Source organism: Streptomyces luteolus (assembly GCF_029968015.1).
GTDB lineage: Bacteria > Actinomycetota > Actinomycetes > Streptomycetales > Streptomycetaceae > Streptomyces > Streptomyces luteolus.
On the sequence record NZ_JASCIS010000020.1, the window covers coordinates 61229 to 86427 of the forward strand.

20 protein-coding genes are annotated in these 25199 nt (G+C 71.5%); 14 read left to right on the forward strand and 6 right to left on the reverse strand.

Annotated elements, in window-relative coordinates:
• Positions 1-48: 48 nt before the first annotated feature.
• Both QIT00_RS20635 and QIT00_RS20640 read right to left on the reverse strand, forming a co-directional pair.
• Positions 49-450 carry a hypothetical protein gene (locus QIT00_RS20635; RefSeq protein WP_282536799.1) on the reverse strand — a complete coding sequence of 134 codons (402 nt, stop codon included), beginning with the start codon at positions 448-450 and terminating at the stop codon, positions 49-51.
• 218 nt (positions 451-668) lie between these two features.
• Entirely contained in the window at positions 669-1190 is a 522-nt protein-coding gene (locus tag QIT00_RS20640; protein ID WP_282536800.1) for an SH3 domain-containing protein, read from the reverse strand.
• A 420-nt stretch (positions 1191-1610) separates the two neighbouring features.
• Here QIT00_RS20640 and QIT00_RS20645 point away from each other — a divergent pair, with 420 nt between their 5' ends.
• From QIT00_RS20645 to QIT00_RS20660, 4 genes are all read left to right on the forward strand, one after another.
• Positions 1611-2177, forward strand: coding sequence for an NADPH-dependent FMN reductase (locus QIT00_RS20645; RefSeq protein WP_282536801.1), 567 nt, complete (start codon positions 1611-1613; stop codon positions 2175-2177).
• Between the two features lie 77 nt (positions 2178-2254).
• Positions 2255-3295 carry an ATP-binding cassette domain-containing protein gene (locus tag QIT00_RS20650; protein WP_282536802.1) on the forward strand — a complete coding sequence of 347 codons (1041 nt, stop codon included), beginning with the start codon at positions 2255-2257 and terminating at the stop codon, positions 3293-3295.
• The gene (locus tag QIT00_RS20655) at positions 3292-4161 is read left to right on the forward strand and encodes an ABC transporter permease (protein WP_282536803.1); all 870 of its coding nucleotides are present in this window, start codon (positions 3292-3294) and stop codon (positions 4159-4161) included. The genes QIT00_RS20650 and QIT00_RS20655 overlap by 4 nt, the downstream gene beginning before the upstream one ends.
• A gap of 306 nt (positions 4162-4467) precedes the next feature.
• Complete coding sequence (locus tag QIT00_RS20660) at positions 4468-5355, forward strand: hypothetical protein (RefSeq protein WP_282536804.1); 888 nt, start codon at positions 4468-4470, stop codon at positions 5353-5355.
• A gap of 108 nt (positions 5356-5463) precedes the next feature.
• Here the strand turns inward: QIT00_RS20660 and QIT00_RS20665 are convergent, their stop codons facing one another.
• Positions 5464-6255 carry an alpha/beta fold hydrolase gene (locus QIT00_RS20665; protein ID WP_282536805.1) on the reverse strand — a complete coding sequence of 264 codons (792 nt, stop codon included), beginning with the start codon at positions 6253-6255 and terminating at the stop codon, positions 5464-5466.
• 83 nt (positions 6256-6338) lie between these two features.
• Here QIT00_RS20665 and QIT00_RS20670 point away from each other — a divergent pair, with 83 nt between their 5' ends.
• The 5 genes from QIT00_RS20670 to QIT00_RS20690 all read left to right on the forward strand — a co-directional run bounded on the left by QIT00_RS20670 (position 6339) and on the right by QIT00_RS20690 (position 13320).
• On the forward strand, positions 6339-7697 hold the full coding sequence (locus QIT00_RS20670) for an aminotransferase-like domain-containing protein (protein WP_282536873.1): 1359 nt from the start codon (positions 6339-6341) through the stop codon (positions 7695-7697).
• 169 nt (positions 7698-7866) lie between these two features.
• Positions 7867-8910, forward strand: a complete 1044-nt coding sequence (locus QIT00_RS20675; RefSeq protein ID WP_408909809.1) for an endonuclease/exonuclease/phosphatase family protein — start codon at positions 7867-7869, stop codon at positions 8908-8910.
• 176 nt (positions 8911-9086) lie between these two features.
• The gene (locus tag QIT00_RS20680; protein ID WP_282536806.1) at positions 9087-11096 is read left to right on the forward strand and encodes an FUSC family protein; all 2010 of its coding nucleotides are present in this window, start codon (positions 9087-9089) and stop codon (positions 11094-11096) included.
• 197 nt (positions 11097-11293) lie between these two features.
• Entirely contained in the window at positions 11294-12013 is a 720-nt protein-coding gene (locus tag QIT00_RS20685; RefSeq protein WP_282536807.1) for a hypothetical protein, read from the forward strand.
• Positions 11950-13320, forward strand: a complete 1371-nt coding sequence (locus tag QIT00_RS20690) for a sensor histidine kinase (RefSeq protein ID WP_282536808.1) — start codon at positions 11950-11952, stop codon at positions 13318-13320. The genes QIT00_RS20685 and QIT00_RS20690 overlap by 64 nt, the downstream gene beginning before the upstream one ends.
• A gap of 341 nt (positions 13321-13661) precedes the next feature.
• Here the strand turns inward: QIT00_RS20690 and snpA are convergent, their stop codons facing one another.
• Entirely contained in the window at positions 13662-14318 is a 657-nt protein-coding gene (snpA, locus tag QIT00_RS20695; RefSeq protein ID WP_282536809.1) for a snapalysin, read from the reverse strand.
• Between the two features lie 196 nt (positions 14319-14514).
• Here snpA and QIT00_RS20700 point away from each other — a divergent pair, with 196 nt between their 5' ends.
• Together QIT00_RS20700 and QIT00_RS20705 are read left to right on the forward strand one after the other, a co-directional pair.
• Entirely contained in the window at positions 14515-15462 is a 948-nt protein-coding gene (locus QIT00_RS20700; RefSeq protein WP_282536810.1) for a LysR family transcriptional regulator, read from the forward strand.
• A 191-nt stretch (positions 15463-15653) separates the two neighbouring features.
• Positions 15654-16904, forward strand: a complete 1251-nt coding sequence (locus QIT00_RS20705) for a hypothetical protein (protein ID WP_282536811.1) — start codon at positions 15654-15656, stop codon at positions 16902-16904.
• 101 nt (positions 16905-17005) lie between these two features.
• On the opposite strand, the gene QIT00_RS20710 is transcribed toward QIT00_RS20705, so the two are convergent.
• On the reverse strand, positions 17006-19081 hold the full coding sequence (locus QIT00_RS20710; protein ID WP_282536812.1) for a PhoX family protein: 2076 nt from the start codon (positions 19079-19081) through the stop codon (positions 17006-17008).
• Positions 19082-19466: 385 nt separating this feature from the next.
• On the opposite strand from QIT00_RS20710, the gene QIT00_RS20715 reads away from it, so the two are divergent.
• The 3 genes from QIT00_RS20715 to QIT00_RS20725 all read left to right on the forward strand — a co-directional run bounded on the left by QIT00_RS20715 (position 19467) and on the right by QIT00_RS20725 (position 23115).
• The gene (locus QIT00_RS20715) at positions 19467-20753 is read left to right on the forward strand and encodes a VWA domain-containing protein (protein ID WP_349017196.1); all 1287 of its coding nucleotides are present in this window, start codon (positions 19467-19469) and stop codon (positions 20751-20753) included.
• Positions 20754-20895: 142 nt separating this feature from the next.
• Positions 20896-22617, forward strand: coding sequence for a methionine--tRNA ligase (gene metG / locus QIT00_RS20720; protein ID WP_282536814.1), 1722 nt, complete (start codon positions 20896-20898; stop codon positions 22615-22617).
• 63 nt (positions 22618-22680) lie between these two features.
• Positions 22681-23115 carry a hypothetical protein gene (locus tag QIT00_RS20725; RefSeq protein ID WP_282536815.1) on the forward strand — a complete coding sequence of 145 codons (435 nt, stop codon included), beginning with the start codon at positions 22681-22683 and terminating at the stop codon, positions 23113-23115.
• Between the two features lie 221 nt (positions 23116-23336).
• Here QIT00_RS20725 and aspS read toward each other — a convergent pair whose 3' ends face one another.
• A complete protein-coding gene (gene aspS / locus QIT00_RS20730) occupies positions 23337-25100 on the reverse strand; it encodes an aspartate--tRNA ligase (RefSeq protein WP_282536816.1) in 1764 nt (587 codons plus the stop codon).
• Between the last annotated feature and the right edge of the window lie 99 nt (positions 25101-25199).

A 25199-nucleotide genomic window follows, 5' to 3' on the forward strand; every position in this document is an offset into this window, starting at 1 on the left:
GGGACCTCTGCGGTCGGCGAGGTCGACTCCGCCTCCGTCGCCGCCCGTTCAGTCGTGACGGCCCTTGGCGTCCTCGGTCGTGTAGTAGCGGTAGAACATCGCACCGGCCACCGCCGCGCCCACGATGGCCGCGTTGCCGATGGACCTCAGGATGCTCGCGTCGGTCAGGCTGTAGAGGAAGCCGAAGGCGATGCCGGTGAACGAGCCCCAGGCCAGGGCGCGCAGCTCGCGCGGCAAGCGTGCGGAGATCGACCGCAGGCCGAAGTAGACGGCCCCGAAGACGACTCCGGCGACGATGCCGTACAGGACATTGCCCGTCGTGATGGGACCGCCGTCGCGGTGGTTGGCCGCGGCCCACAGGCCGTAGACGACCGCGAGGAGCGGGGCCAGCCAGGCCGTCGACCCGGTGGGGCGGTGGGCGCGTACAGGTGCTGGTGCGGCGTGTGCCATGAGGTCGTCCTCTCGTCCTCGCAGTCACTCCCCTGCACTTCAAGAGCACACCCGGGCAGGTCCCCCGGCAAGTCGGGCGAAGACCCGCCCGGTGGTGTCCTCAGCGACGCCCGATGATGTCCTCGGCAGTGCCTGCCCGGTGGCGTCCTCGGCAGTGCCTGCCCGGTGGCGTCCTCGGCAGTGCCCGGTGGGGTCCTCGGCAGTGCCCGGTGGGGTCCTCAGTGCTCGCGGCAGGAGTCCTGGCACTGGCAGTCGGACCAGCAGGAGTCCGCGTCGTTCCGGTGCCGGCTCCACTCATCACGGTTCTGATCGTGGTGGCGCCCCGGGTCGCGGCTCTGGTCCCGGTTGTCGCGGTGCTGGTTCCAGTCGCCCCGGTTCTGGTGCTGATTGCGGCCGGTGTCGTCGCACATCGGAGCCTGCCGTTCCGGTTTCATGTACGCGCCGCTCGCCCAGCCGCGGCCCCCGCCCAGCCAGTACCAGTACGGGTTGCCGTTCACGTGGGTGCTGAGCGTGGCGCACTCGATGCGCTCACGTGCGCCCGGCGGCAGTGAACCGACCTTCGCAGAACCGGGGTTGGGTTCCGCCCGCAGATTGATATCGCGGTGCGAGACGACGACGCCCCATACGGAGCCGTCGTTCCCGGCCATCGCCGGTGCCGCGGAGGCGAAGCTCACGGCGATGAGAGTGCCGCTCGCGAATGCGGTGACGGCAAGAGTGCGCAAGGACCTGGTCGTACGCATGGAGCGACCTCCTCGAACCCCCCTTCCCCCATCCTCAAGGAAACACCCGACGACCCGATCCCGCTCGGCGATTCGGCTCGGCCGGCGGGCTGTTGGCGGTCACAGACCGTTGCCACATGGGCGCGTGATCCGCTGCCAGGCCTCGCCCGGACCGCCGCTGGACCGCCGCCAGACAGCCATCAGATTCCGTCAGATCCCGCGAGATCCCGCGAGATCCCGCGAGATCCCGCGAGATCGAATCTGGCGGCCGCGCGATCCGATCTCGCGCCCAAGAGACAGCAGCAGACAGCGAGAGACAGCAGGAGCACGAAACAAGCACGACAGGCACAGCACGCACAGCAGGCACGACAAGCACGACCAGCAAAGCCCAGGCAGAACTCGACGAACGAGGCGGAAGCGGAGAGGCGGGCAGGGGGTGTGATGACGAAGGCGGAGGAGCGGCTCGCGGTCGCGGTGATCGTGGGATCCACCCGCGAGGGACGCGTCGGCGGCAGTGTCGCGGAATGGTTCCTCGAGCGCGCCACGCAACGCGACGACCTGGCGCTGGACGTGGTGGACCTCGTCGACTACACGGACCTGCCCGTGCGTTACCCCTCCGCCCCCACCGACGCGATGCGCCGCTTCGCCCGCCATGTAGACCGGGCCGACGGCTTCGTCGTCGTCACGCCCGAGTACAACCGCAGCTTCCCCGCCGTCCTCAAGCAGGCCATCGACTTCGCGTACGACGAGTGGCACGGCAAGCCCGTCGGCTTCGTCAGCTACGGCTACGACAGCCTGGGACTGTACGCGGTCGAGCAACTTCGGTGCGTGTTCACCGAGCTGCATGCGATGAGTCTGCGCGACGGCGTCGGTCTCAACCTCGTCGAAGAACTGCCGCGAGGACCGGAGAACCGGCCGAGCCGGGCGGTGGCCACGATGCTCGACCAGCTCGTCTGGTGGGGTCACGCACTGCGCACGGCCCGCGCGGCCCACCCGTACCCCTCGTGACGCCGTACGCGAGCACCCCGAAGACCGAGAAGCCGCCCCGGCTTCCACGACAAGGAACAAGAAAGGACCGGAGGACCATGAGCAACCAGACTGGCCGTTCGACCGGCCTGGCCATCGAGACCGCGGGTCTGGTGAAGACCTTCGGGGCCAACCGCGCGGTCGACGGCATCGACCTGAGCGTCCCGGCCGGCACCGTCTACGGCGTGCTCGGGCCGAACGGCGCGGGCAAGACCACCGCCGTGAAGATGCTCGCCACGCTGCTGCGACCGGACGGCGGAGAGGCACACGTCTTCGGGCACGACGTGGTGCGCGAGGCGGACGCGGTCCGCAGCCGCGTCAGCCTGACCGGTCAGTACGCCTCAGTCGACGAGGACCTGACCGGCACCGAGAACCTGGTGCTGCTCGGCCGGCTCACCGGACACTCCAAGCGGGCCTCCGCACAGCGCGCCGAGCAGCTCCTGGAGGCCTTCGGCCTCACCGACGCCGCGCCCCGGCAGGTGAAGAACTACTCCGGGGGCATGCGGCGCCGAATCGACATCGCCGCATCCATCCTCAACACCCCGGACCTGCTCTTCCTCGACGAGCCCACGACCGGTCTCGACCCGCGCAGCCGCAACCAGGTCTGGGACATCGTGCGCGCGGTCGTCGCCCAAGGCACCACGGTCCTGCTGACCACCCAATATCTCGACGAGGCCGACCAGTTGTCGGCCCGGATCGCGGTGATCGACCAGGGCAAGGTGATCGCCGAGGGCACCAAGGGCGAGCTGAAGTCATCCGTCGGCGCGGGCGCCGTACACCTGCGGCTGCGCGACGCCGAGCAGCGCCCCGATGCCGAGGAGCTCCTGAAGGGCGCCCTCGACGCCCAAGTTCTGCTGGAGGCAGACCCGTTGGCGCTCACCGCACGCATCGCCAACGGCGACGGGAACGGCACCGCGGCCGCCGAGAAGGCCTCCCGCGCGCTGGCGGAGCTGGCCCGTGCCGGGATCACCGTCGACAACTTCTCCCTCGGCCAACCCAGCCTGGACGAAGTGTTCCTGGCCCTCACCGACCGCCCGGCCACCCCCGGCGGCACCCCCACCGACCCCCGCGACGACGCACAGGAAGAGGCACTGGCATGAGCACCGCGACCCAGACGAACGCCCCCGGCGCAGGCGGAGCCCCGGAGGAACTCGCCGCGGTCTCCACCGAGTCGCTGGCCGAGCTCCTCATCGCCAAGGACCGCCCACCGCGCCCCAGCGCGCTCTCCGCGTCGGTCACCTTCGGGTGGCGGGCCATGCTGAAGATCAAGCACGTCCCCGAGCAGCTCTTCGACGTCACCGCCTTCCCGATCATGATGGTGCTGATGTACACGTACCTCTTCGGCGGGGCGCTCGCGGGCTCGCCGCAGGAGTATCTGCAGCGGCTGCTGCCCGGCATCCTCGTGATGTCGATCGTGATGATCACGATGTACACCGGCGTATCGGTCAACACCGATATCGACAAGGGCGTCTTCGACCGCTTCAGAACCCTGCCGATCTGGCGCCCCTCGGTGATGGTGGGCTATCTCCTCGGCGACATGCTGCGGTACGTCCTCGGTTCCCTCGTCATCCTCACCGTCGGCCTGATCCTCGGCTTCCGGCCGGCGGGCGGAGTGGCCGGAGTGGTGGCAGGCATCGCGCTGCTCGTCGTGTTCTCGTTCGCGTTCTCGTGGGTGTGGACGATGTTCGGCCTGATGCTGCGCACCGAGAAGTCCGTGATGGGCGTCTCGATGATGGTGATCTTCCCGCTGACCTTCCTCAGCGACATCTTCGTGGAGACCTCGACGATGCCGGGCTGGCTGCAGGCCTTCGTCAACAACAACCCAGTCACGCACGTCTCTTCGTCCGTCCGCTCCTTCATGCAGGGCGAGTGGCCCGGCACGGAGCTGATCTGGACGCTGGGCTGGGCGGCCTTCCTGGTCGCGGTGTTCGGCCCGATAACGATGCGGCTCTACAACCGCAAGTAAACAGCCACCTGAATACGGGGGTTGGGGGCCGGGCGCCGACGGGGACGCCCGGCCCCCACCAGACGACACGAGCACCACACCCGACCACGTCAACCACGTCAACCACGGCCACCCGGCCTCGCACCCTCCGCCGCCGCTGCCGCCGCCAATGCCGCTGCCGCCCCGCCACTGCCGCTCCCGCCACTGCCGCCGCCGCTGCCCCTGCCCCTGCCCCTGCTGCTCCATAGGTGTCGATCTCCCCGTCCTGGCCACTCGGCCGCAGCAACACCGGTCGCGGGTGGGCGGGTGGCGCCCTTGCCTGGACGGGTGCGGAGTTCCCGGGAGGTACGCGAGCGGAGCGTGGCGGGCAGGGCGCGGGCGGTCCTGGCCGTGGTCCTGCTGGTGCTCGCCTGCCTCCTGGCACCGCTGGGGTCGGCGTCGACGTGGGCGAAGTACGAGATCGGGGACGCCGACAACTACGTCGCCACGATGGCGCCACTGGCCTCCGACCCGGACGTGCAGCAGGCCGTGGCGGACGCGGTCAGCGCGGAGATCATGCAGCACATCGACCTGGGCCCGCTGCAGAGCGCCGTCGAACCATTCCTCCAGGACGCGGTGCTGTCCTTCACGGAGACCGGCACCTTCAGGACCGCCTGGAACGCGGCGAACCGGGCCACCCACGACGCGGTGCAGGACGCCCTGAACGAAGGCGGCGGCCGGGCCGTCACCCTCGATCTCGCGCCGATCATCAAGCAGGTACGGGACCAACTCGTAGAGGACGGAGTGCCGTTCGCGCGCAACATCCCCGTCGAGCACACCGAGATCACGGTCCTGGAGAACCTCGGCACCCTGGGGAAGGGGTTCCACATGCTGCAGGTCGCAGGGATCTGGCTGCCGATCGCGGCGGTGCTGTGTGCGGCGGTGGGCATCGGTCTCGCGGTACGTCGCCGCCGGGCCGTCATCGCCACGGCGCTCGGCCTCGCCCTGAGCGCGGCCCTGCTCGAAGTCGCCGTGGCCGTGGGCCGAAGCCGCACCCTGGGCGACCTGCCGCCCGAGCTGTCCCGCCCGGCCGTCGCCGCCGTCTACGACGCCCTGACGGAGTCCCTGCGTACCGCGTCCTGGATCATCCTCGCCCTCGCCCTGCTGGTGGCCCTGGCGGCCTGGGCGTCGAGCCGCTTCGGCTGGGGGCGCAACCGTCGGACGGGCCGGGGCTGAGCCGCCCGGGCGCCAACCCCCGCGCGAGCCGCACGCGCGCCCTCAACCCCAACCCCAACCACAACTCCGCACCCGGCACCCGGCACCCGGCACCCGGACCGTTGACCCTCAGACCCCCGCCAGGAACCCCCGTAGCGCCTGGTTGAACTCCTCCGGACCCTCCAGATTCGGCAGGTGGGCCGCGCGCTCGATCACGTGGAGGGTGGAGTTCGGGAGGGTGGCGTGCAGGGACTCGGCCTCGGCGACCGGGGTGTACGTGTCCTCCGCGCCGACGACGAGGAGGGTCGGGGTCGTGACGCGGCTGAGGAGGGTGCGGTAGTCGGGGCGTTCGGCGCGGCCGCGGAGGGCTGCCGCCGCTCCCTCCGGGTCGGTGGCGCACATCATCCGGTGGACGTGGTCCTGGACCTCGGGGGCGGAATGCGGGGCGACCATCCGGTGCAGGACCTCGTCCGCGTACCCCTTCATGCCCTCGCGGAGCAGCCGCTCGGCGAGGGCGCGGCGCCAGGTTCTGCCCTCGTCCGTCTCGGCCCGCGGGGAGGTGTCGGCGAGGACGAGGCCGGTGACGCGGTCGCCGAAGAGCCGTACGCACTCCATGGCGATCTGGCCGCCCATCGACAGCCCGCCGAGGACGAACCGCTGGACGCCGAGCCGGTCGAGGAGGGCCGCGATGTCATGAGCGAAGACGTCGAGCGGGGTGGTGCCGGGGACGACGGTGGAGGCGCCGTAGCCGCGCAGATCGGGTGCGACGACGCGGAAGTCCGGGGCGAGGGCGGCGAGTTGGGGCGCCCACAGGGTGCGGTCGAAGGGATGTCCGTGGATCAGGACGACGGGGGGCGCGTCGGCCGGGCCGACCGCGTCGTAGGCGATCCGGACACCGTCGGCGATGAGTGCGTCTGCCATGGTCGGGAGCGTAGGAGAGGGTTACGGTCGGAGCAATGGACGGGTTTGTAGTCGGAGCAATCCCTTACGACACCGGGGGCGTCATGGGCGGCGAGGAGTTCAGGGACTTTCGGCGGATCGCGGACGCCGTGGCCGCCGATATCGCGCGGGGGCGGCTGCGGCCCGGCGACCGGCTGCCGCCGCAGCGGCTGTTCGCCCGGCGCCGCAGGATCGCGCCGTCCACGGCCAGCCGGGTCTACGGAGAGCTGGTGCGGCGAGGGCTCGTCGTCGGCGAGGTGGGGCGCGGGACGTACGTACGGGCCGTGCCGGAGCCGACCGGGCGCGCGCTGACCGAGCCGCCCGCGCTCCCCGCCGAGGTCAACCTGGAGCTCAACTACCCCTCCGCGCCAGGACAGTCGGAGGTGTTGAGTGCGAGCCTCGGGCCGCTGCTTCGCCCGGATGTGTTCGCCGAGGCCACACAGACGGCCGCGGCTGCCGGGACTCCGAGGGCGCGGGCGGCGGCAAGTGCACTGCTCGCGTACGGGAGTTGGTGCCCGGGTCCCGAGCGGCTGCTGTTCACCGGTACCGCGCGGCAGGCCATCGCCGGGGCGCTCGCCGCGCTGGTGCCGCCGGGCGGGCGGGTCGGCGTGGAGGCGCTGACGTACCCCGTGGTGCGGGAGATCGCGGCGCGGCTGCGGCTCACGCTGGTACCACTGGCCACCGACGCCCACGGGCTGCGCCCGGAGGCGGTGGCGGCGGCGCATCGCGGGGCGCCGCTGAGCGCGCTGTACGTGCAGCCGACGCTGCACAATCCGACCTGCGTGACGATGCCGGAGGCGCGGCGCCGTGAACTGGGCGAAACAGCAAGGGACTTGGGGTTGCCGGTCGTGGAGGACCGGATCTGGTCGTTCCTGTACCCGGAGGCGCCGGAACCGCTCGCCGCGTACGCCCCGGAGCGCACGTATGTCGTGGACGGCCTGTCGAAGCGGATCGCGCCCGGTCTTTCGGTGGGCCTCCTCGTCACGCCGGGACCGGACGACGAGCAGGCCGCGGCGGCGTTGCGCTCCGGCGGGTGGACGGCGGGCCGCTTCGCGCTGGAGGCCGCCACGCGCTGGCTGACCGACGGCACGGCGGACCGCCTCGCGGCCGCGAAGCGCGCCGACGCGGCGGACCGGCACGCTCGCGTCACGGCCTGCCTGAGCGGTCATGACGTCCACACCGACCCGCACGCGTACTACGCCTGGTGGCGGCTGCCTGCGCCCTGGCGGGGCGAGACCTTCACGGCCGCGGCCGCCGCCCACGGCATCGCGGTCACCCCGGGTGCGGCCTTCGCGGCCGGTGCGACGACGGCGCCGGACACCGTACGCATCGGCCTCGCGTCGCCGCCGTACGACGTACTGGAGGCGGCGCTGCGGAGGCTGGCGGCGATCGCGGGGGCGGGACCGGCGCGGTGTTTCACGTGAAACGGACCCTGGGGGGGGTGGAAGGCGGTGCAACTTTCCACCCTCATCCCCCGTCTGAAGCGTCGGAGGAGCCTTGCAGGCGGAGGAGCCTTCAAGGCGGAGAAGCCCTTCCCCGAGGGCGGGTTCCGGCGCGACACACTGAGACATCACCTGCGAAAGGCCCCACGACGTGGAGACGGACACCCGGAGCGACGAGATCCGGGCCGGCGGCGACCCGGGCGCCCGCGCCGACCGGCGGAGCGGGACCTGGCGTGTGCTCGCCGGCTGGACGGCCGCCCTCACCCTCACCGGCGTGAGCGTCGTCCTGCTCTGCCGCATCCTCGATGTCGACGGCGTGACCCCCGTGCCGCAGCTGCTCGCGTTCCTTCCCTGGCTGCTCCTGCCCGGTGCCGTGGCGGCGGCGCTCGCCGCGCTCGCGCGCTGGCGCACGGGGCTCGTCTGGGGCGCGGTCGTCCTGGCCGTGACCGGCTTGTTCTGCCGACCGTACGGCGAACCGGCCGAGCCGGAGGGGCGGGCGGTGGCGCAGCTGCGCGTACTGACCTCGAACATCGAGTTCGGCGGCGCCACCGAGGAGTTGCTGTCGGCGGTGCGGCGCGAGCGGCCCGATCTGGTCTTCGTCCAGGAGTGTGACCCGGGCTGTTCGGCGGCGCTGAAGGAGCGGCTCGGCGGGCGGTTCCCGTACCGCACTCTCGTGGAGGCGACGGGCGCGGAGGGGTCGGCCATCCTCAGCCGGTATCCGCTGAAGCGGGGGCCCGGGGTGGACGGCACGCTCGGCATGCCGGGAGCGGTGGCGGCGGTCGAGGGGCACTCCGTACGGCTGCAGCTCGCGCATCCGATGCCGCCCGTGCCCGGCGGGGTCGGGCTGTGGCGGGCCGAGCTGGCCGAGCTCGAACACTGGGCGCGCGACGGGTCCGGGCAGCCGACCGTGCTGGCCGGGGACTTCAACGCGAGCCAGGACCACGCCGCGTTCCGCCGCGTCCTCGACACCGGGCTGCGCGACAGCACCCGCCTCGCGGGCGGGGCGCGCACGCCGACCTGGCCGGCGTCGACGGCGTCCGGCACACCGTCGCTCGGCGCGCAGATCGACCACGTCCTGGTGAGCCGGGACTTCACGGCGCGCGCCGCACGCTTCCTCGACCTGCCGCACACGGACCACCGCTCGCTGGTCGTCGACCTCACCCTGCACGCGCGCGAAGCCCCCGAGCGGGGATGACCCCGACCGGCGAACACCCCGAGCGGGGATGACCCCGACCGGCGAACACCCCGAGCGGGGATGACCCCGACCGGCGAACACCCCGAGCGGGGATGACCCCGACCGGCGAACACCCCGAGCGGCGAAGACCTCGACCGGCGAAGACCCCACCCGGACGACCCGCAGATAATGGGCCCATGCCCCGGCCCCGAGAGTTCACCGTCGCCCGACTCGCCCCGCCCGAGTGGCTGGTCCGGAGCCTCGGGACGCTGAAGCCGCAGCCGGCGCCGATCCCGTGGCCCGCGGTCGCCCGTGCGGCCGTCGCGATGGCGCTGCCGCTGGCGGTCGGGCTCGCGGCGGGCTATCCGGCGTACGGCGCGCTCGCGTCGATGGGCGCCCTGTCCGGGGTCATCGGCGACACCGCGACCGCGTACCGGATGCGCGTCTACAACATCGCCGTGCCGCAGCTGTTCGGCGCCGTCGGCATCATGCTCGGCACGCTGGTGTACGGACACGGCTGGGTCGCCGTCGGCGTCGTCACGGCCATCGCGCTGATCTCCGGGATGATCTCCACGGTCGGCGCCGTGGCGTCCGTGTCCGGGCTGCTGCTCCTGCTCAACTCGGTGATCGGGGCAGGCCTTCCGATGCCGGGCGACGACTGGTGGCTCCCGCCGCTCCTGATGACCAGCGGCGGCCTGCTCGTCCTCACGCTCGCGCTGCTCGCCTGGCCCGTGCGGTCCGGGGTGCCGGAACGGGCCACGGTCGCCGGGGCGTACCGCACCGTGGCCGACCTCCTGGAGAAGGCGGGCGCCGCCGATGCGGAGGCGTACGCGGCGGCCCGGCAGGACGTCACGCACGCGCTCAACCAGGCGTACGACGTGGTGCTTGCCCGGCGCGCGCTCTACCACGCCCGCAACCAGGACCTCGTACGGCTGCTCGCGCAGCTCAACGCGGTCATCCCGATCGTGGAGGCGGCGCCGGCCGCGTACGAGCGCGGGCGCCCGCTGCCGCCGGAAGTGCCCGGTGCCGTGCGGTCGTTGGCGGACGCGGTGGAGCGGGGCTTCGCCGGGCCCGTCGAGCTGCGGCTGCCCGAGGGCCCGCAGGGTCCGGCCGCGCACGCGGTGGACGCGGCGGTCCGGTACGCGGCGGAAGCGCTGGCCGAGTCCGACCCGGGCAACGTGGACGACCGGCTCGGCCGCCCCGCCGCCCTGCGCGACCGCGTCCGCCGCGCCGCCCGCAACGTCCTGCTCTCGGCCGCTTCCTGGCGGTACGGGCTGCGGCTGGCGCTGTGCATCGGGCTCGCGCAGTCCCTGGTGTCGCTGGTGGACGTGCCGCGCTCGTACTGGGTGGCGCTGACCATCACCTTCGTCATGAAGCCGGACTTCGGCTCGGTGTTCTCGCGGGCCGTGCTGCGCGCCGTCGGCACGGCGGCGGGCCTGGTGCTCGCGGCGGCGGTGCTCTCGCAGGTACCGCGCGGCTGGTGGGACGTGCCCGTGATGGTGCTCCTCGCGCCGCTGATCCCGGCCCTGACGCCGCGCGGGTACGGCTACCAGACGGCGGCGATCACCCCGGTGATCCTGCTCCTCTCCGACGTCCTCAACCGCCAGGGCGCGGCCCTCATCGCACCGCGCATGTACGACTCCCTGATGGGCTGTGGGATCGCCCTGGTCGCGGGCTATCTGCTGTGGCCGGAGAGCTGGGGCACGCGGATCGGCGACCGGCTCGCGGACGCGGTCGCGGACACCGCCCGGTACGTCGAGTGCGCGTTCCTCGACCCGGCGACCCCCGGCGTCCCCGACCCGGCGGCCCGTGCCCGCATGCGTCGGCGCATCTACCGCGATCTGTCCGTCGTCCGTACGGAGTTCCAGCGCGCCCTCACCGAACCGCCGCCGTTCGGGACGCGGGCCGCCGCGTTCTGGCCGCTCGTCGTCGCCCTGGAACGGGTGGTGGACGCGACGACCTCGGCCCGCGTCCGCGTCCGCCACGGCGCACCCCGGCCCGCCCCCGCCGAGTCCAAGGAACTCTCGCTCCAACTGGAGCAACTGGCGGAGGACTTGAGGGAGGACGCCGCGCTACGGCGGGCCGGGGGTTCCGGGCCCCGGCCGCACGAGCCGCTCGACGACGAGGACGGCACGCTCGGTCCCCTGCGGCGGGAGATCGCGGCGGCGCGGGCGGTGGCGGGGCCGGGTGGGTCGGCGCCGACGTAAATCTCCCCGGCCGCCCCCAGCCGCACCTGGCCGCCTGGCCGCCTGGCCGCATCTCGGCTGCCGCGCCGTCGTGGCTGGTCGCGCCCCGCGGCGGAGCCGCCAATGTCACAGCCCCGCGCCCCTTTCGGGACGCCCCCCGTTGCCCCGTCCGGCCCATCCACCGCGAGCACTCCCGGCCGGGTCGACACGATGGACGTATGACCCCGTGCACCGCTCGCCGTCGACGTACCGCGGTGCTGCTCGCCGGAAGCCTCGCCCTGACCGCCGGGGCCGCCGGGTGTGCCGACGTGGACGGGCTGCGCAGTGACGGGCGGATCGACGAGGTGACCAAGCCGCTCTCGTTGTGGCGGGACAGCCGGCCCGCGCCCGCCGCGCCGGGGCAGCAGCCGGGGAAGCCCGCGCCCGTGCCCGGGGTGCCCGAAGTCCCCTCGGGGGACATGCGGGACGCCGACCCGCTGGCCGTCGTACAGGCCGACTTCGCCGCCGCGGGCGAGCAGGACGGCGGCAGCGGGCGGCTTGTCGACCAGCGGGCCGTGCGGCTGCTCGCGGAGTGTTCGGGACAGGCGTGCCCGGTGCGGCCGCCCGTGCTGCACGACCTGACCGGGGACGGCAAGGCCGAGCTGATCACCGCCGTGGACGTGGACGGCCGTACCAGCGAACTGCGCGTCTACACCGTCGAGGCCGGCCGCGTCACCCGCGTGCTCGCGCGGCGGGCCGTCCTGGAGGGCGTCGAGGTCGCCGCCGGACACCTCGCCGTACGCGAACCGACCAGCAACCCGGTGTACGTGAGCGTCTCGGACTACGTGTGGGACGGGAAGGGCGCCATGGCCCTGGACGACCTGAGCCTCGACGAGTGCCGCGCGCCCCGCACCGGCACCGGGACCGGCGACGAGCCCTGCCCGCGGGCGGACCGGTGAGTCTGCGCTGGCAGATCGCCCTCACGATCACCGCGGTGTCCTGTGTGGTCGCGGCGGTCCTCGGCGTCCTCGTGCACAACGTGGTGGCCCGGCAGACCGTGGGCGAGGTCCGCAAGGAGGTGCGCCAGGAGCTCGACGCCGCCCTCTCCGCGTACGAGTACGGGACGTCCACGAGCGGTGACCGGATCGTGCTCGACCCCCGTGAACTGCCCGGCCCTCTCCGGGAGTTGGTGGCCGACGGCGAGCAGGGCAGCATGGTCGGCGCCCGGCACGGGGAGCCCGTGATGTGGGCGGCGGCGCCCGCGGACGGCAGGCCGCTCGCGGTCTGGTCGCCGTACCGGGACACCCGGGACCGGCTGGCCGCCATCGACACCGCGATCCTCGGCTCGGCGCTGCTCGCCGCCGGGGCCGTCACGCTCGCCGGGATCTTCCTGGCCACCGGGATCAGCCGCAGGCTGAGCAGTACGGCGCAGGTGGCGCGGCGGATCTCCGAGGGCGACCTGGACGCGCGGGTCGGGATGAGGCCGGGGCGCGGCAGACGCGGCGGACGTGGCGGACGCGGTGACCAAGGCGGGCACGACGGGCGGGACGGGCGGGACGGGCGCGGTGGACGCGGACGCAGGCGCGGGCGCGGCGGACGGGACGAGGTGCGGGACGTGGCCGGGGCGCTCGACTCCATGGCCGCCTCGCTGCAGTCCCGCCTGGAGACGGAGAAGCGGTTCACGGCGGATGTGGCGCACGAGCTGCGCACCCCGCTGACCGGCATGGTCGCGGCGGCCGGGCTGCTGCCCGAGGGACGGCCCAAGGAGATGATCAACGACCGGCTGCAGGCGCTGCGTTCCCTCACCGAGGACCTCCTGGAGATCTCCCGGCTCGACGCGGGCGCCGAACACGCCGACCTTGCGCCCTGCGCCCTCGGCCCGCTGGTGGAGCGGGCGGTACGCGCCACGGGCCTGGAGGCCGAGGTGCGGGTGGTGCGGGACACGGTGGTGGAGACGGACCGGCGCCGCCTCGACCGCATCCTCGCCAACCTGATCATCAACGCGCACCGGCATGGCCGTCCGCCCGTGGTGGTGACCGTCGACGGCCCGGTGATCGAGGTGCTCGACCACGGGGCGGGCTATCCGGAGGAGCTGATCGAGCAGGGCCCGCAGCGGTTCCGTACGGGCGATCCGGGGCGCGGGACGGGCCACGGCCTGGGCCTGACCATCGCACTCGGCCAGGCCCAGGTGCTCGGGGTGGGCGTGGAGTTCACCCATGGGCCGGAGGGCGGCGCACGCACGGTGCTGCGCCTGCCCCCCGGCTGAGCCGCACGAACTGGGGGAGCAGTCCGTTCGGGACCGGGACCCGTGCCGAGGTCTGGTCATCGGTGTGGTTCGGCACGAGTGAGCGGTGGCACCCGGGAGTTCGTTCGTAAAGCGGTGGAGCGGTGGAGCGGTGGAGCGGTGGAGCGGTGGAGCGGCGAAGCAGTGGAGCACAGGACCGGTCGGGCCTGGGGGGGGTGGCCTGGGCGGGCATTGGGGGAAGCGGTCCGCCCAGTCTGCTCGGCCCGACCGGTCCTGATGTGATCCGGCCGCCGGGGTGTGTAGCGGCCGGTCGTCCCGCCGGTGTGCTGCTTGCCGACGGGCACAGTCGGAGTGCCTTGTGGTCAGCGGAGCTTGGCGAGTCCCTTCGCCAGGCCGTTCTGCCAGAGCTGGTCGACGCGGGCCCGCTCGTTGGCGTCCGGCTGCGCGTTGGTGCAGGACGGGCCGGGACCGCCGCCGGACATCAGCTCGCTGCACGGGCCCTGGTAGTGGTCCGGGAGGCCGAGCACGTGGCCGGTCTCGTGCGCGGTGACCCGGGTGGAGTCGTACTCCTGGTTCTGCGCGTAGTCGAGGAATATGTAGCCGCGGCCGTGGCCGTCCGTGGAGGCGTACGAGCCGCGCGGGTCGTTGCCCTCGCGGTACTCGAAGTCGCCGGAGGAGCCCTCCTGCAGCTTCACGTTCGCCACGGAGCTGTTCCAGATCTGAGTGCTGCGGTCGATCTGAGCCTTGAAGGTCGGGGCCTTGGACGCGCTGTACGTGACGGTCACCGCCTGCGCGCCGGGGTTGGCGGCGCGCTTCTTCGCGACCGTCTTCCAGACGGCGTCGAAGAAGGCCTTGTTGGCGGCGGCGTTCTCGCCGGACTTCTCGTACGCGGCGTACGAGGGTACGGACGAGGGAGCGGAGGGTACGTCGGGAACGGCGGACGCGGGTGCCGCGCCGAGCGCCGCGGTGGCGAGACCGAGGCCGATGGCGGCCGAGAGCGCCGACTTGGACAGTCGCATGGGGGGCTCCTACTCGTGTGGGGCGAGCGGTCACCCGAGAGTGTGTGGGGAGTTCGGGGCCCGGGGGATGATGGCAGTCGGCGATAATGCCGGGCTATCACCCTGATAAGGCACTGATGGGGCGTGGCCAACTCCGGTCCATCTGTGACGGTTTGAGAGTCTGGTGTGATCACTGTGACGGCCATACGCTCACCGCATGGAGCTTGAGGTGAGACACCTCCGCGCGGTGTGCGCCATCGCCGACACCGGCAGTCTGCACAAGGCTGCCCGCCAACTCGGCATGAGTCAGCCCTCGTTGACGACTCAGCTCCGCCGGATCGAGGACTCGCTCGGCGGCCGGCTCTTCGCCCGCGAGCGCACCGGCTGCCGCCCGACACCGCTCGGCCGGGTCCTGCTCAGCCGGGCCAGACCGCTGGTCACGGAGATGCGGGAGCTGGTCAACGAGGCCAGGGCGGTGGCCGCGCGGGCGGGCGACGGCCCGGACCTGCGGATCGGCTCCACCGCGAGCCGCGCCATCCCCGGCTGGCTGCGCCGCCTTCGCGCCCGGCACCCCCAGGCCAGGCCCGCCATCCAGACGGACGTGTCGGCGGACGCGCTGGTCCGCCTGGTCGCCGAGGGCCAGTTGGACGTGGCGTTCGTGCACGAGGTGGAGGGCTCCCCGCTGCGGCTGCCGCCTGGCCTCGCGCACCGGGTCCTGGTGGCGCGCGAGCCGCAGTTCGTCGGGATCGCCGCGGACCACCAGGCGACGGCCCGGGAGACGGTACGGCTCTCCGACCTGGCGGGCGACCAGTGGATGGTCGACCCGACGGTGGACGGGGAGCGCACGGGCCTGCTCCGGGTGCTGCGGGCGGCGGGCATCGACCCCCGCGTCCTGCACGGCGACTACCTCACCGCGGCCACGCTCGTCGCGACCGGCGATGTCGTCACGGTCTGCCAGCCCACCTCCCTCGGCCGCCCCGGCATGGCGGTCCGCCCCCTCGAAGGGGACCCCCTCGGCGTACGGCTGCTGCTCGTGGGACGTACGGAGCAGGAGCTGGACCGGGCGTACGACGATCTGGAGTCGGCCTACTGGGAGGCGGCCTGGGAGGCGCCGGAGTACCGGGCCTGGCTACGCCGCGGGCCTGGGCGCGGTAGGGCCGCCTGACCTGCCCTGAACAGGCATTTAGTCCCTTCTTCTGCCGCTGGATCCGCCTTTACACAGACGTGCTCCGCCTTCGCGTCTTTCGTTACGTTCCTTACGCATGACCCCCATACGGCATCCGTAGCTTCGTCCGTGTCGCCGCCGCTGGAGGCGAACTCACCGCCAACTGGACCGCTACGAGAGAGAGCACCGTCATGCGCGCCACCCGCCGTACCCTCCGCACCTCCGTCCTCGCCGCCGGCGTCGTCGCGGGCATAGCCGCGATGCCGGTGGCCACCGCCTTCGCGGACACCCCCCAGCCGGCGGCGCAGACGCAGGACGACACGAGCCCGAAGCCGGACAACGACCAGCCGGGACCGGACGACCAGGACCAGGGCGACCAGGACCAGGGCGACCAGGACCAGCACCAGGACCAGGGCGACCAGCAGCGGGACAAGGACAACCAGGACCAGCAAGACCAGCAGGACCAGCAGGACAACCACTGGGGCGAGGCCACCACCGTCACGCTCGGCAACGGCGCCACGGCCACGGTGCAGAACCGCGGCGGCAGCTACGTCGCGATCATCAAGGTCGGCGGTACGGAGATCGCCACCCTCTCCTCGACCCACCCGACCGTGACGCACGACGGCTACACCTACGAACTCAACGCCGACAACGGCCACATCGGCCTGACGAAGCTGGACAACGACAACGACAACGACCGGGACAAGGACCGGGACAAGGACCGGGACAAGGACAAGCCCGTGCCCGGCGGCTGGACCAGCAAGGGCACCGTGCAGCTCGGCGGCGGCTGGTCCGCGAAGGTCGACGTGAACGTCTCCGCGCGCAGCGCCAAGGCCCGGATCCTGCTGAACGGCGCGGCCAAGGGCTCCCTGTCCGCCGAACTGAAGACGGCGACCACCAGGATCGACGGCTGTACGTTCACGCTGACCAGCGACGGCACGATCACCAAGTCCGGCAAGGGCGACGGCGACCAGACCGCCAAGCGCGCCTACGTGCGTACGTACAAGAACCTCGGCGGTTCCGGCTTCGACGCCAAGGTGTTCAAGGTCAAGGGCGGCTACGACGCGGAGATGTGGGCCAAGGACCCGGCGTCCGGCGCATACATCAAGTGGGACACCCTGCGCCAGCGCGGCAGCAAGGCCGCCTACGGCGAGCACAACGGCGCCCACTTCGTGCTCAACCCGGACGGCACCATGAAGGGCTGGACCGAGGGCGGCGGCAAGCGTGACCACCACAAGAACAACACCGGGCACAAGGACAACACCGGGCACAAGAACGACGCCGCCCACGACCGGCTCGTCCCGCAGGGCGGCGTGAAGGCCGGGGCCGAGCTGCCCGGCGGCGACCACACCCCGCTCCTCGCCGCGGGCGGCGGCATGGCGGCGGCCGGTGCCGCGGGCCTGGGCTTCGCGATGCTGCGCCGCGGCCGCGAACAGGACTGAACTGCCCTGGCGGGCAAGGGAGACGTGGGGCACCCGGCGGAGGGTGCCCCACGTTCTCGTACGCGCACGCGCAGATGGGCTCGTACGTATCAGCCGCGGGCTCAGACGCCGATGTCGCAGCCGTCCTCGCGCCAGACCGACACCACCGACGGGCGGACCAGCGTGCCCGGTCCGTCGGGCCAGGTCGAGGCCGGCTTCTCGACGGAGGCGCCGTCCACCTCACCCGGGTGCTGCACCGCGACGAGCACCCGGCGGTCCTGCACGAGCGGGCCGCAGGTCTCGGCGCCGGTCGGCATGGTGAGGAACTGCTTCAGCTGGCCGCGGTACCTGCCGACCGTGGCGACGCCGAACAGGCCGTCATGCGAGCCGAGTTCATTGCCGTCGGTGGAGATCCACAGGTTGCCGTGCGAGTCGAAGGCGACGTTGTCCGGGCAGGAGATCGGCGAGACCTGGTCCTTGGGGAAGCCGCCGAAGTACGTCGCCGGGTCCTCCGGGTCGCCCGCGACCAGGAAGAGCAGCCAGCCGAACTTCGTGGCCGCCGGATTGTTGCGCTTTTCGGTGAGTTCGAGGACCGAGCCGTGCTTGTTGGCCTTGCGCGGGTTGGCCTCGTCGGCCGGGGCCTTGCCGTCCAGGCCGCGGTCCACGTTGTTGGTGAGCGCCAGGTAGACCTTGCCGGTGCGCGGCGAGGGCTCGATGTCCTCGGGGCGGTCCATCTTGGTGGCACCGGCCTTGTCGGCGGCGAGCCGCGTGAAGACGAAGACCTCTTCCGCGGTCATGCCCTCGACGTGCGACTCGGCGCCGTCCGCGGTGGCCGTGGCCAGCGGGATCCAGGTGCCGCTGCCGTCGAACTCGCCGTCGGCGGGCAGCTTCCCGGAGCCGTCGATCGACTCGGCCGGGGAGTCGCCGGTCAGCTTCGCGACGTACAGCGTGCCCTCGTCGAGCAGGGTCATGTTGTACTCGCGGTCCGCGCGGGAGTTGCCGCGGCGCATCCGCTTGCTGCTGACGAACTTGTAGAAGTACTCGAAGCGCGAGTCGTCACCGCTGTACGCCACCGGACGGCCGTCCGGGGTCAGCGCGATCGAGGCGCCCTCGTGCTTGAAGCGGCCGATCGCGGTGTGCTTGACGGGCGTCGACTCCGGGTCGTACGGGTCGAGTTCGACGACATAGCCGAAGCGGTGCGGCTCGTTCGGCTCCTTGGCGACGTCGAAGCGCCGGTCGAACCGCTCCCACTTGCGCTCGGTGGCGCCGGGCTTGAGGCCGTACCGCTTGTCCGTGGCGCGGGTGCCGTGGGCGAAGTACTGGTCGACGTTCTCCTCGCCGTGCAGGGTCGTACCCCACGGCGTCGTACCGCCCGAGCAGTTGTTGAGGGTGCCGAGGACCTTCGTGCCGGTCGGGTCGGCGGAGGTCTTCAGGAACTCCGATCCGGCCGCCGGGCCCTGGACGCGGAACTCGGTGGTGGCGGTGATCCGGCGGTTGAGGCGGTGCCGCGGTACGGCGGTGAGCTTGCCCGTACGACGCTCGCCCTCGACCACGACGACACCGAGGCCGTGCGCGGCCCAGGCGATCTCGACCTGCTCACGGGTGGGGTTCTCGGGGTCGTACCCCTGGAACATCAGCACCTCGTCCGTGTACTCGTGATTCGACACGAGCACCTGGCGGCCGCGTTCGCGCTCCAGCGGGAGCAGTGACAGGAAGTCGTTGTTGTAGCCGAACTGTCCGGCCTGTGCCTTCGCGGTCTGGTTGTCCGGGTCGAACTCCGGGGCGCCGCGCAGGATGGGGTCGCCCCAGCGGATCACGACGTTCTGGCCGTACCCCTCGGGGACGGTGACCCGGTCCGCGGTGTTGGGCGCGACGGCGCCGAAGCGCAGGCCGCGTGCGGACCTGGCGCGCTTCTCGGACCCTCGTCCGGCGGGCGGGGCGGCGACGGCGCTCTCCCCCTGGGCGAGTACGGCACCGGTGCCCGCGGCGGTCACGGCGGTGACGACGGCGGCCGCGCGGACGATCGAACGGCGGCTGACGGCACCGGAGATGACGTCACCGACGTACTCGTTGTCGCTGGTGTTCGGCACCTCGTGGAAGCAGGCGTCACCGCAGCGGAAGCGGCAGGTGAGGGCGGAGCGGCCGCCGGGGTGCGAGCCTGCCTTCGAGCCGGTGATGAGCGGAAGCAGTTTGCGCACGTTCGTCCTCCATTTGGCCTTGGCCCGGGCCTCGACGGCCTTCGCGGCCCGCCCTCGGCCCGTCTTCGGCGCACCCCGCGCCGACACCGTGTCGGAATGATTTCGGCCGTGACGTTAGGCGCGTAGACCAGCAGGGCGGCGGACGAGGAGTGAACAGGAGGTGAACCCGGAACGCATGGAGGGGAGTTACGGCGGTCACGTCCGCAGACCGCACCCTCCCGAAGATCGCTCCACGCGGCGGCTAACCTTACGTGTCCGCCCTGGCCAGGGGTTACGGAATCAACTCACGCGAAGGGTTGCGCACATGGGCATTCTGGATCGTTTGCGGAATGCGTTCGGACGGCGGTCCCGGGAGGTGTCGCCTCCGGCGGAGGACGAGGTGAGGGTGCCTGCGCCGGCATCGGAGCCGGAGCCGACGCCCGAGCCGACGCCCGAGCCCGTCGTGGAGGCTACGGAGGCTCCGAAGCCCAAGGTCCCGGCGCCTGCGGCGGAGCCCGAGCCTGCCGAGGTCGACCTCGTGTCGGCGGCTTTCGACAATCCGTCGCTGGGGTCACCGCAGAAGGCCGACGAGGTGGACGCCAAGCCGGAAGGTGACCCGGCACCGGGGGCTGTGCCCACCCTCCCCCAAGCTCTCGACTCCGCTCGAGCAGGGGGGACCCCCATCGCCCCTGGCGGCCCAGCTGCCCACAGCGGTGGAGCCGCCGACGGCGAGGTGGCCCCACAGGAGGACCCGGCAGCCGAAGACGAATCCGCACGGGTGGCTGCGGGTGGGAGCGACAACCCGGTCGAAGACCGGGTGCACACCCCCGAGCCGGAGGCCGAAAACAAACCCCAGCCGAAGGCTGACCCCACCCCCGCCCCGGAGCCGGACCCCACGTCCGACCCGGAGCCGGACCCCGAGCCGGCCAAGGCTGAGCCAACCGCTGAGCCCGAGCCTGCCAAGGCTGACCAGGAGCCGACCGCTGCCCCCGAGCCCGCCAAGGCTCAAGGAAAGCCCGCCACCACCCCCGCCCGCCTGAAGGCAAAAGCCCCCACCCTCACCGCCGCACACAAGGCAGCGGGAGCCGCGCTCAAGAAGAAGGGGCTGACGGGGGCCCGAGCCACCGTCTACCTCGTACTCGACCGCTCCGGCTCCATGCGCCCGTACTACAAGGACGGCTCCGCCCAGAACCTCGGCGAGCAGGCCCTCGCCCTCGCCGCGCACCTGGACGATCAGGCAGTGGTCAACGTCGTCTTCTTCTCGACGGAGATCGACGGCACCGGCACCCTCTCGCTCGACGCGTACGAGGGGAAGATCGACGACCTGCACGCCGCCTGCGGCCGTATGGGACGTACGAACTACCACGTGGCCGTCGACGAGATCGTCAAGCTGCACCAGAAATCCGCGGACCCAGCCTCCCCCGCCCTGGTGATCTTCCAGACGGACGGCGCCCCGGAGGTGAAGACCGCCGCGACGAAGTCCCTATCCGACGCCCCGTCGAACTTCTTCTTCCAGTTCGTCGCGTTCGGCGAGCACGAGGCGAAGGCCTTCGACTACCTCCGCAAGCTGGACGCGGACGAGGCCTCCGGGAACGCCGCGTTCTTCCACGCGGGCCCGGTCCCGAAGGAGCTCACGGACGCCGAGCTGTACCAGGGCCTGCTCGCGAGCTGGGAGCCTGCCGAGCGCTCGTAGGGCCATGCCCTGCCGGACAGCCGTCCGCCCTGTAAACACGGGGTGGGCGGCTGGCCCATGTCGGCTACGATTTCAAGGTTCCGTGGACGGTTCCGTAAAACATCAACCGTCACTTTTCGTAGCGACTTGGGAGCAGCCCGCGATGGCTCGACACCTCATCACCAGCGCCCTTCCGTACATCAACGGGATCAAGCACCTGGGCAACATGGTGGGGTCCATGCTCCCGGCGGACGTGTACTCCCGGTACCTCCGCCAGCGCGGTCACGACGTCCTCTACATCTGCGCCACCGACGAGCACGGCACCCCCGCCGAGCTGGCCGCGAAGGAGCAGGGCCTGCCGGTCGCCGAGTTCTGCGCGCAGGCGCACGACGCGCAGAAGGCGGTCTACGACGGCTTCGGCCTGGCCTTCGACCACTTCGGCCGCTCGTCCTCGCAGCAGAACGCGGAGATCACCCAGCACTTCGCCCGCAAGCTGAACGAGAACGGCTTCATCGAGGAGCGCGCGATCCGCCAGGTGTACTCGCCCGCGGACGGCCGCTTCCTGCCGGACCGCTACGTCGAGGGCACCTGCCCGCACTGCGGCTACGACAAGGCCCGCGGCGACCAGTGCGAGAACTGCACGCGCGTCCTCGACCCGACGGACCTGATCGACCCGCGCTCGGCGATCTCCGGCTCCACGGAGCTGGAGATCCGCGAGACCAAGCACCTCTTCCTGCTCCAGTCCAAGCTGCAGGGCGAGGTCGAGGCCTGGATCGACGAGGTCGCCGAGGAGTGGCCGCACCTGGCGTCCTCCATCGCCCGCAAGTGGCTGACCGAGGGCCTCAACGACCGGTCGATCACGCGTGACCTGGACTGGGGCGTCCCGGTCCCCGCGGACACCTGGCCGGAGCTGGCGGCCGAGGGCAAGGTCTTCTACGTATGGTTCGACGCCCCGATCGAGTACATCGGCTCGACGAAGGAGTGGGCGGACGAGAACCCGGCGGAGCGCGACTGGAAGTCGTGGTGGTACGAGCCGGAGGGCGCGTCCGACGTCCGGTACACGCAGTTCATGGCCAAGGACAACGTCCCGTTCCACTCGGTGATGTTCCCGGCGACGGAGATGGGCGTCCGTGAGCCGTGGAAGAAGGTCGACTACCTGAAGTCCTTCAACTGGCTGACGTACTACGGCGGCAAGTTCTCCACCTCGCAGAAGCGCGGCGTCTTCACCGACCAGGCCCTCGCCATCCTCCCGGCCGACTACTGGCGGTACTTCCTCATCGCCAACGCCCCGGAGTCGGACGACGCGTCGTTCACCTGGGAGCACTTCACGGCCACGGTGAACAAGGACCTCGCCGACACCCTCGGCAACTTCGTCAACCGGGTCCTGTCCTTCTCCAAGAAGCGCTTCGGCGAGGAGGTCCCGGCGGGCGCCGCGGCCGGAGAGGCCGAGCAGAGGCTGGGCGGTGAGATCGCGACGCTCCTCGCCGAGTACGAGGCCCAGATGGACTCCCTCCAGTTCCGCAAGGCGGCGGCCGCGCTGCGCGCCCTGTGGTCGGCGGGCAACTCCTACCTGGAGGAGAAGGCGCCCTGGCTGGAGATCAAGCAGGACCCTGAAGCCGCCGCGCTGACGCTGCGTACGGCGATGAACCTGATCCACCTGTACGCGGTGGTCTCCGAGCCGTTCATCCCGTCCTCGGCGGCGGCGATGCGCGGCGCGTTCCAGTTGGCGGACGACGCGAAGACCTGGGTCACGGCGGACGAGGCCCGCGCCCTGGACCTCCTCCCCTCCGGCACGCCGTTCACGGTCCCGCCGGTCCTGTTCGCCAAGCTGACGGACGAGGACCTCGAAACGTACAAGGAGCGCTTCGGCGGCTCGGAGGAATAGAACTCCGTTTGTCCGGCCCCCCGTTGGTAGAGTGCGACGCTTGTTCGACTCCAAGGGGGGGCCTTGAGCGCGCATCTTCACTCAACTGCCAAGCAGCTGGCGGCTGTTCTGTGGCAGCGGCACACCGTCTACCGCGAACGCAACGGCGGCGTCGTCATCCGCGGCGACCACGTCCAGCGCTGGATCAGCCTCGGCAACTCCGGCACCCGCGGCGACGTCCTGATCCGCGCGGGCCGCATCCTGGACGGCGGTACGACGGCACCGGCCCGCTCGGAGGCGGTCGTGCCCCTGGCGAGCGGTACGTCCGAACTGGCCGCGGTCTGCCGCCGGTTACTCGCCGACATCACCTCGGCGGCGGACCACACGCCGCCACCACCCCGAGCCCGCAAGCCCGAGAAACCGACCAAACCCCGCCGCAAACGCCGCTACGGCTCCTGGATCCTGGCCACGGCAGCAGTGGGAACCATCGCGCTCCTGGTACTGACCGCGCCCCGCTAGGCATCCTTAGGGGCGCGGGGAACTGCGCATCTTTTTTAGGGGCGCGGGGAACTGCGCAATCTTGGGGGCGCGGGGAACTCCGCATCTTTTTAGGGGCGCGGGGAACTGCGCATCTTTTAGGGGCGCGGGGAACTGCGCGACCAACCACGACGCACCCGCAGCCGAGCACCAAACGAAAGGACCCGGAACCGGGGGGTTCCGGGTCCTTTAGTCGCGCCTACCTACGGAGTAACCGACTTGCGCAGCGAGATGTTGAGCTCCTTCAACCGCGCCTCATCCAGCACCGTAGGCGCACCCATCATCAGATCCTGCGCATTCTGGTTCAACGGGAACGCAATCGTCTCGCGAATGTTCGGCTCGTCCGCGAGCAGCATGACGATGCGGTCCACGCCGGGGGCGATGCCGCCGTGCGGCGGGGCGCCGAAGCGGAACGCGCGGAGCATGCCCGCGAACTCGGCCTCGACGGTCTCGCGGTCGTAGCCCGCGATCTCGAAGGCCTTCAGCATGATGTCGGGCTCGTGGTTCCGGATCGCGCCGGAGGACAGCTCGATGCCGTTGCAGACGATGTCGTACTGCCAGCCGAGGATGTCGAGCGGGTCCTTCTCCTCCAGGTCCTTCATGCCGCCCTGGGGCATCGTGAAGGGGTTGTGGGAGAAGTCGATCCTGCCGGTGTCCTCGTCCTTCTCGTACATCGGGAAGTCCACGATCCAGCAGAACCGGAAGACGCCCTCCTCGAAGTGACCGGCACGCTTGGCGGCCTCGACGCGAACCGCGCCCATGATCTTCGAGACCTCGTCGAACTCGCCGGCGCCGAAGAACACCGCGTGCCCGGGCGCCAGGGAGAGGCGCTTGGTCAGCTCCTCGACGTCCGTCTCCGTCAGGAACTTCGCGATCGGGCCGGACAGCGAGCCGTCCTCGCCGACGCGGACCCAGGCCAGGCCCTTGGCGCCGTGCTCGACGGCGTACTCACCGAGGCCGTCGAAGAACTTCCGGGACTGGCCCGCGGTGTCCGGCACCGGCAGCGCGCGCACGTGCTTGCCCGCGAAGGCCTTGAAGCCGGAGTCCGCGAAGATGTCGGTGATGTCGACCAGTTCGAGCTGGGCGCGCAGGTCCGGCTTGTCGTTGCCGTACTTGAGCATCGACTCGCGGAACGGGATGCGCGGGAACGGCGAGGTGACGTGCCGGCCGTTGCCGAACTCCTCGAACAGCTCCGTCATGAGCTGCTCGATCGGCTGGAAGACGTCCTCCTGCTCGACGAAGCTCATCTCGACGTCGAGCTGGTAGAACTCGCCGGGCGAGCGGTCCGCGCGGGCGTCCTCGTCGCGGAAGCAGGGCGCGATCTGGAAGTACCGGTCGAAGCCGGAGATCATGAGCAGCTGCTTGAACTGCTGCGGCGCCTGCGGCAGCGCGTAGAACTTGCCCGGGTTCAGGCGGGACGGGACGACGAAGTCGCGGGCGCCCTCCGGGGAGGTGGCCGTGAGGATCGGCGTCGCCATCTCGTTGAAGCCGAGGGCCGTCATCTTGTGACGGATCGCGGAGATGACCGCCGTGCGCAGCATGATGTTCTTGTGCATGCGCTCGCGGCGCAGGTCCAGGAAGCGGTACTCCAGGCGGCGCTCCTCGCCCACGCCGTCGTCCTGGTTGATCTGGAACGGCAGCTGCTGGGCGGCGCCGAGCACCTCGACCTCGCCGACCTCGACCTCGATCTCACCGGTGGCGAGCTCGGGGTTGACGTTCTCGGCGCCGCGCGAGATCACCTTGCCGTCGATGCGGACGACGGTCTCCTTGGAGAGCTTGTCGAGCGCCTCGAAGCCGGCGGTGTCGGGGCGGGCGACCAGCTGGACCAGGCCGTGGTGGTCGCGCAGGTCGATGAAGAGGATGCCGCCCAGGTCCCGGCGGTTGTGCAGCCAGCCGCTCAGCCGGACGTCGCTGCCGACGTCGGTGGCGCGGAGCTCGCCGCAGTTGTGTGACCTGTACCGGTGCATTTCTCTTCCAATTCTTCGCGTCGTTCGTCGCGAGACAGGCGGGAATCAACGCGAACCAGGTTACCGCCCGGGTTCGAACCGTTCGTTGGCATGGCCAGG

What these genes read in the sequence shown, in the direction of transcription:
- QIT00_RS20665 (WP_282536805.1), bottom strand. Translation starts at nt 6,255, where the DNA reads ATGGCAGACGCACTCATCGCCGACGGTGTCCGGATCGCCTACGACGCG.
- metG (WP_282536814.1), top strand. Translation starts at nt 20,896, where the DNA reads ATGGCTCGACACCTCATCACCAGCGCCCTTCCGTACATCAACGGGATC.
- QIT00_RS20685 (WP_282536807.1), top strand. Translation starts at nt 11,294, where the DNA reads ATGACCCCGTGCACCGCTCGCCGTCGACGTACCGCGGTGCTGCTCGCC.
- QIT00_RS20635 (WP_282536799.1), bottom strand. Translation starts at nt 450, where the DNA reads ATGGCACACGCCGCACCAGCACCTGTACGCGCCCACCGCCCCACCGGG.
- QIT00_RS20700 (WP_282536810.1), top strand. Translation starts at nt 14,515, where the DNA reads ATGGAGCTTGAGGTGAGACACCTCCGCGCGGTGTGCGCCATCGCCGAC.
- QIT00_RS20650 (WP_282536802.1), top strand. Translation starts at nt 2,255, where the DNA reads ATGAGCAACCAGACTGGCCGTTCGACCGGCCTGGCCATCGAGACCGCG.
- snpA (WP_282536809.1), bottom strand. Translation starts at nt 14,318, where the DNA reads ATGCGACTGTCCAAGTCGGCGCTCTCGGCCGCCATCGGCCTCGGTCTC.
- QIT00_RS20680 (WP_282536806.1), top strand. Translation starts at nt 9,087, where the DNA reads ATGCCCCGGCCCCGAGAGTTCACCGTCGCCCGACTCGCCCCGCCCGAG.
- QIT00_RS20655 (WP_282536803.1), top strand. Translation starts at nt 3,292, where the DNA reads ATGAGCACCGCGACCCAGACGAACGCCCCCGGCGCAGGCGGAGCCCCG.
- QIT00_RS20645 (WP_282536801.1), top strand. Translation starts at nt 1,611, where the DNA reads ATGACGAAGGCGGAGGAGCGGCTCGCGGTCGCGGTGATCGTGGGATCC.
- QIT00_RS20705 (WP_282536811.1), top strand. Translation starts at nt 15,654, where the DNA reads ATGCGCGCCACCCGCCGTACCCTCCGCACCTCCGTCCTCGCCGCCGGC.
- QIT00_RS20670 (WP_282536873.1), top strand. Translation starts at nt 6,339, where the DNA reads ATGGGCGGCGAGGAGTTCAGGGACTTTCGGCGGATCGCGGACGCCGTG.
- QIT00_RS20640 (WP_282536800.1), bottom strand. Translation starts at nt 1,190, where the DNA reads ATGCGTACGACCAGGTCCTTGCGCACTCTTGCCGTCACCGCATTCGCG.
- aspS (WP_282536816.1), bottom strand. Translation starts at nt 25,100, where the DNA reads ATGCACCGGTACAGGTCACACAACTGCGGCGAGCTCCGCGCCACCGAC.